Here is a 3,800-nt window from a genome sequence, read left to right on the forward strand (position 1 = left end):
GTAGATCAGCACTGCCGACGCGAAGCCCAGCACGAGACGCTCGTCCTGGTAGGCCGGTGCCGGGTCGAGCTCGGTGACCTCCACTCCGGCCGCGGCGACGGTCTCGTCGACCCGGGCCGGGTCCCCGCCGAGCACGCTGATCTCGTTGTCGAGAACCTGCTGGCGCGCGAGCACCGTGAGCACCGCGTGCAGGTCGTCGCTCAGGTTCTCCCTGACCGCCACCCGCAGGCCGTTCGGCGCGGCGGTGACCAGCGCGTCGAGGTCGCTGTCCGCGACCTGGCGCAACCCGGTGGTCTCGTCGGGCACCTCCCGGGTCTTGAGGTCGACGTCGAGGCTCCCGGCGACCGTCTCGAGCGACCCGGCGACCGTGGACTCCGCCGCGAGCACACCGACCGACTGGGCGGCGTCCCGCCCACCGACCAGGTTGACGGCGACCGCGACGCCGACGAGCAGCACGAGGACCGCGGCGGTCGTGATCAGAAAGACCTTCGAACGCAGCCGCAGGGCGAGCTCACGCCCGGCGACCAGCCGCACCACCGTCCAGGAGCTCAGGGCCGGCGGCGTGCCACGGTCATCCCGGCCGGCGGGTGCGCGCGGGTCCGCAGCGGGTGCCGGCGCTGCGGGCCGAGGCGGCCCAGCTCCGTCCCGCGCCGGGCCGCCCTGGGCCGGGACACCCGCGAACCCGCCCGCACCGCCCGCGGGCTCCCCGGATCCCGTGCTCATGCCACCGTCTCCTCCGCCGTGCTCGGATCGCCGTGTATCGGGGTCGCACCGTGTGTCGGGGTCGCACCGTGCGTCGTTGCACCGTGTCGGTATCCACCACCGCCCGGGTATGCCGACTCGCCGTCCCCGTGGTCCGGGCCAGTGCCATCCGGCGGCCCGGCACCTCCTGGCGTGCCGGGTTCCCCCTCCGGGTGCACCGCGGATCGGAACAGCTCGGCCAGCGTCGGTCGGCGGCGGCGGAACTCCCGGACCGGCCCCGCGGCCAGGGCCCGGCGCAGCAGATCCTGGTCATCGGCGCCCGGCGCGAGGTCGACCACGGTTCGGTCACCCTCGGTGTGGCGGACCGTCATTCCAGGTAGGTCCAGCGCCCAGTCGGGCGGTGCGCCGGGCACCTCCACGATGATCTGCTCGGCACCGCTCCCCCGCAGGTCGTCCACCGTGCCGCAGGCGACCATGCGCCCGGACGCGACGATCCCGACCCGGTCGCAGAGCCGCTCGACGAGCTCCAGCTGGTGGCTGGAGAACAGCACGGGCACCCCGGCCGCCCGCCGCTCGCGCAGCACCTGGCTCATCACGTCGACCGCGACGGGGTCCAGCCCGGAGAACGGCTCGTCGAGCACCAGGACCTCCGGATCGNGGACCAGCGCAGCGACGAGCTGCACCCGTTGCTGGTTACCGAGGCTGAGCTTCTGGACCTCGTCGTCGCGGCGCGCGGCCACCCCGAGCCGCTCCAGCCACACCTCGGCGCCGCGGCGGGCGGCCGGTGCCGACATCCCGTGCAGGCGGGCCAGGTAGACGACCTGGTCGCCGACCTTCATCTTCGGATAGAGGCCCCGCTCCTCGGGCATGTAGCCGATCCGCCGGCGGGCGGCGAGGTCGACCGGACGGCCCGCCCACCGAACCTCGCCGCTGTCGGCCGCGAGCACCCCGAGCACGATCCGCATCGTCGTGGTCTTGCCCGCGCCGTTGCTGCCGACGAACCNGAAGAGCTCGCCCGCCCGCACATCGAAGGTCATCCCGTCGAGGGCGGTCACCTCGCCGTAGCGCTTGCGAACGTCGTCGATCTCCAGACGCCTGTCCGCCATCAGTCACCTCCGGTCGCCCCCGACTCGTGGACGACGACATAGTAGCGCGTTAATCTGATATCAGATTGATATCAAGATGAGCTTGGCGCGGCGAGCCCCGACGAACCAGGAGGCACCCATGGCCACCCACTCTGCAGAACCCGGAACCGATCACGTCGTCGACATGCCCGAGCCCGCCGTCCGTGAACATCCCGCCCGCGACGCTTCGGGGCTGCTCGCGCTGCTGCTGGCGGTGATCGGAATCGTGATCGGTGCCGGGATCGCCGGCGCGGGCGTCGCCCTCGCCGCCGGTGACCACCCCGCGCCGGGCGCCGTTCTGGTCGTTCTGGGCGTGCTCGGCCTCATCGCCGCACTGGTCGCGCTGGGCGGCCTCACCCCGGTCGCACCCGGGGAGGCCCGGGTCGTGGCCCTGTTCGGGCGGTACGCCGGCACCATCCGCACGACCGGCCTGCGCTGGGTGAACCCCTTCACCACCCGGCGGAAGGNCTCGACCCGGATCCGCAACCACGAAAGCGGCGTGGCCAAGGTCAACGACGCCGACGGCAACCCGATCGAGATCGCGGCCGTCGTGGTCTGGCAGGTCGAGGACACCGCGCAGGCTGTCTTCGAGGTGGACGACTTCGTCGCGTTCGTGGCCATCCAGTCCGAGACCGCCGTCCGGCACATCGCGACCAGCTATCCCTACGATGCCGCGCCCGAGATCATGTCATTGCGCGACAATGCGGAAGAGATCACCGCGAGACTCTCCCGCGAGATCACGGCCCGAGTCGCCTCGGCCGGGGTCCGCGTCATCGAATCNCGCATCACCCGGCTCGCCTACGCCCCCGAGATCGCCCAGGCGATGTTGCGGCGTCAGCAGGCAGGAGCGGTGGTCGCGGCCCGGTCCCGGATCGTCGAGGGCGCCGTCGGCATGGTCGAGGCGGCCCTGGCGCGGCTCGACCGCGAGAACGTCATCGAACTGGATGAGGAGCGTAAGGCGGCCATGGTCAGCAACCTGCTCGTGGTGCTGTGCAGCGACCAGTCCACACAACCCGTCGTGAACACCGGATCGCTCTNTACCTGAGCACCCGGGCTCGGTGAAGAAACGTGGCCGAACGGAAGAAGATCCTGCTTCGCCTCGATCCCGGCGTGCATGACGCACTGGCCCGCTGGGCCGCGGACGAGCTCCGCAGCACGAACGCCCAGATCGAGCACCTGTTGCGGGCGGCCCTCGCCGAACGTGGCCGGCTGCCGCGGGACGTCGGCGCCATCCCCAGACGCGGCCGCCCCAGCGCCGAGACCCCGCCCGACCCGCCCGAACCCGGAACCGGACCCGGCGGAACCGGACCCGGCGGAACCGGACCCGGCGGAACCGGAACGGGCACCGGAACCGGAACCGGAACGGGCCGGGGGACCGACGGGCCGCCACCCGCCGGCCGCGGCCCGCGGCCGGAATCAGGTCGGGGAGATGAGCCCCGTCCCCAGCAGGAAGAGAAGCACTGATCCGAGCGCGAGCCGATAGATGATGAACACGCTGTAGCTGTGCCGGGCGACGAACTTGAGCAGCCACGCGATGGCGACGTAGGCGGTCACGAAACTGACCACCGTCGCGGTGATGGTGACCGTCCAGCCGACACCGGCCGCGATGTTGGCCGACTCGGTCACGACCTGCAGCAGGGCTGCCGCGAAAAGTGCCGGGATGGAGAGGAAGAACGAAAGCCGGGTCACCGTCACCCGGTCGATCCCGCGCAGGAGACCGGCGGACATCGTCGACCCGGAGCGCGAGATTCCCGGGATCAGTGCCATGCACTGGACGACCCCGATCGCCANGGTGTCCTTCCAGGTGACGTCGTCCTCGTGCCGCTTCTGGGTGGCGACGTGGTCGGCGTACGCCATGACACCGCTCCNCCCGATCAGGGCGAGGCTGACGAACCACAGGCTACGGAGGGTCGTTTCGATCTGATCCTTGAACAGCAGGCCGACGATCCCGATCGGGATCGAGCCGACGATCAC

3 protein-coding genes and 8 pseudogenes are annotated in these 3,800 nt (G+C 71.5%); 4 read left to right on the forward strand and 7 right to left on the reverse strand.

The features are described 5' to 3' along the window. From UG55_RS26385 to UG55_RS44520, 4 genes and pseudogenes are all read right to left on the reverse strand, one after another. Positions 1-723 (reverse strand): annotated as a pseudogene (locus tag UG55_RS26385) (ABC transporter permease); the annotation flags it as partial. Continuing rightward, on the reverse strand, positions 720-1,359 hold a 640-nt coding region (locus tag UG55_RS44510; RefSeq protein WP_242425148.1), incomplete at its 5' end, for an ABC transporter ATP-binding protein. The pseudogene UG55_RS26385 and the gene UG55_RS44510, both read right to left, overlap by 4 nt. A gap of 1 nt (position 1,360) precedes the next feature. Then, positions 1,361-1,705: pseudogene (locus UG55_RS44515) on the reverse strand (ABC transporter ATP-binding protein); the annotation flags it as partial. Position 1,706: 1 nt separating this feature from the next. Beyond that, a pseudogene (locus UG55_RS44520) lies at positions 1,707-1,808 on the reverse strand (ABC transporter ATP-binding protein); the annotation flags it as partial. Positions 1,809-1,926: 118 nt separating this feature from the next. Here UG55_RS44520 and UG55_RS44525 point away from each other — a divergent pair. The 4 genes and pseudogenes from UG55_RS44525 to UG55_RS44540 all read left to right on the forward strand — a co-directional run. Beyond that, a pseudogene (locus UG55_RS44525) lies at positions 1,927-2,293 on the forward strand (SPFH domain-containing protein); the annotation flags it as partial. Between the two features lies 1 nt (position 2,294). Beyond that, positions 2,295-2,606, forward strand: a pseudogene (locus tag UG55_RS44530) (SPFH domain-containing protein); the annotation flags it as partial. Between the two features lies 1 nt (position 2,607). Next, positions 2,608-2,863, forward strand: a pseudogene (locus tag UG55_RS44535) (SPFH domain-containing protein); the annotation flags it as partial. Between the two features lie 31 nt (positions 2,864-2,894). Further along, positions 2,895-3,290, forward strand: coding sequence for a hypothetical protein (locus UG55_RS44540; RefSeq protein ID WP_242425149.1), 396 nt, complete (start codon positions 2,895-2,897; stop codon positions 3,288-3,290). Here UG55_RS44540 and UG55_RS26405 read toward each other — a convergent pair. The 3 genes and pseudogenes from UG55_RS26405 to UG55_RS44550 all read right to left on the reverse strand — a co-directional run. Then, positions 3,243-3,616 (reverse strand): undecaprenyl-diphosphate phosphatase (locus UG55_RS26405; RefSeq protein WP_304440457.1); only part of this gene is annotated, 374 nt, incomplete at its 5' end. The two genes, UG55_RS44540 and UG55_RS26405, sit on opposite strands and share 48 nt — an antisense overlap. A 1-nt stretch (position 3,617) precedes the next feature. Further along, positions 3,618-3,694: pseudogene (locus tag UG55_RS44545) on the reverse strand (hypothetical protein); the annotation flags it as partial. A 1-nt stretch (position 3,695) separates the two neighbouring features. Continuing rightward, positions 3,696-3,800 (reverse strand): annotated as a pseudogene (locus UG55_RS44550) (undecaprenyl-diphosphatase); the annotation flags it as partial.

The sequence above is a fragment of the Frankia sp. EI5c genome (genome assembly GCF_001636565.1).
Taxonomy (GTDB): domain Bacteria; phylum Actinomycetota; class Actinomycetes; order Frankiales; family Frankiaceae; genus Parafrankia.